Origin of the sequence: Streptomyces sp. NPDC058662 (assembly GCF_042716255.1) — a bacterium.
GTDB lineage: Bacteria > Actinomycetota > Actinomycetes > Streptomycetales > Streptomycetaceae > Streptomyces.
In genome coordinates, this window is sequence record NZ_JBHXRU010000213.1 from 1 (window position 1) to 1,920 (window position 1,920).

The following is a 1,920-nucleotide window of genomic DNA, read 5'->3' on the forward strand; positions in this document are numbered from 1 at the left end:
TACAATTCCTTAATAGCAAACTCAATTACAGCATCTTTTGAAACTCTTCCAAATTATTTGTGTTTTGTAAAATGTTCGGCTTATTACTCTAGCTTTTTAAATGTTTCAACAGTAATTCGAGGTCCAATTTGTTTTTTCTCTTCCATCCAAACACACTCCTAACAAGTTGTTAACATAATTCTAACATTGGAAATAATAGAATTCAAGAACAGAAAAAAGAAGCACACTCGGAATGATATTTCGTTTCCTTTTGATTCCGAGCCTCCACCCCTTACAATCCCCAAAGGCAACCGACAAGGGAAAATTCGTCCCTTATCGGCACCTCCGGAAATTGTACAGCAAGGGGTCACTCCCAATAAAAAGACTACGACATATAAAACAGGTTTAGCTTCAGAGAAAAAGAGCATAAGGAAACTCGGTGCCACCCTAAAAAAAAGGGTGTCAAACAGGCTGTGCCTGTTGAGTTTCTATGCTCTTAGAACAGGTGCCGTTTTTGAAGCCAAAGATATAGCATAGATACCCCATAGATATAGCAGGGATATACCAAAATATCTCTAGAGATACGGGTATCTATGCTATATCTCTCTACAAGATTCCTCCACACGCTTGACGGAAATGCTTCAGCATTTTAGCACTCACTCGACAGAGTGTATAAGTGCGCCATTCGGAATTTCAAAGCTTCAAATTTCACAGAGAGTGCCCATTTATACACACCCCCTAAATCGTGGTGTGACAATGGGTTCTCGCCGGCTCGAAATCGGTTTGTCATTCTGACAAATAACCCTTCGGGAAATAAAAAAAACGGCTCCATAAAGAGGAACCGTTTTGCTTCAAAAATCACGTTTTGTGTTATACTGGAGAAACGAAATTGTGTTTTCAAAATTGTCATTTTCGACATGATAACTTTTCTCGTAGTGTGGTTTTGCCGAACCCACTACTTTTTTTATGTCTCCGAACTTCATTTCTTCCCGTTCCGGCTTAACAATCCCTTTTGATTTTCGATACATATTCATTCCGGAAGGATACATGTGCAGCCGTCCGCCTTTTAAAAATTTCTTTTCCCGACCTTCTACGATCTTTGTTTGCACCTCACAGCCCTCTGAAGCCACTTTTAAGGCTGTTTCCCTGTCTTGGACATCTTCTAGGTCTATATCAGTCAAATAAGCGCTCAAATAGGCTCCTATGTTGTCTATATCCTTTAATGACTTGATTGTTACAAATCCTAAACCCCATAGACTCCTTAATTCAGCATTTTTAATATAAATCTTATCCAAATCATTAAAGCGCATTAAAACATGACAATGCCAGGCTCCACGTCCTTGTGGCTCTACCACCGATAAATAATCTATCGAACTTTCTTTCTTGTATTTATAACGCAACCTGTCGATAAAATTTTGAAAATCACTATAAAGTTTTTTCGTGTCCGTCATATTTTTCTTGTATGTCAAAGTTATATGTAATTCATTTGGCCGTCCTATAAAATTGTTATTTATCAAATAACGCAGCTTCTTAAAGGTTTGTCTCAAAGAATTATAATTTTCCTGCCGATTTTCCGAATGCTCGAACTCCCGGATCTCCCCAGTAGAGAGGTCTACAAACCTATCCTTGTCCAATTTTTTGATATTATTTTTCCGGTTCATCTTCTCCATATGCTGAACTTCAATGACGTGATTCATAGTGGTCACTTTTACAACATCATTTGGAGCTATGAAAACCGCGTCACCATTGCGTTTATCCATCCATTTCCCCTCAATTTTTCCTGTAATGTTTAATTAAAATCAAGTTAATAATAAAGAACCCCAAATCCGAAGTCAGTTTTTCAACAAAAATTAGCGTCCTTTTCCCAAATAGTCCCTATACAATTCCTTAATAGCAAACTCAATTACAGCATCTTTTGAAACTCTTCCAAATTCATTGTGT

At 37.6% G+C, this 1,920-nt stretch carries 1 protein-coding gene; it reads right to left on the bottom strand.

What is annotated here, in order from left to right; genetic code table 11:
- Positions 1-830: 830 nt before the first annotated feature.
- A complete protein-coding gene (locus ACFWUQ_RS31430; RefSeq protein WP_375839305.1) occupies positions 831-1,739 on the bottom strand; it encodes a hypothetical protein in 909 nt (302 codons plus the stop codon).
- Positions 1,740-1,920 lie beyond the last annotated feature (181 nt).

Coding starts and splice junctions, on each gene's coding strand:
- ACFWUQ_RS31430 (WP_375839305.1), bottom strand. CDS start 1,739: ATGGATAAACGCAATGGTGACGCGGTTTTCATAGCTCCAAATGATGTT.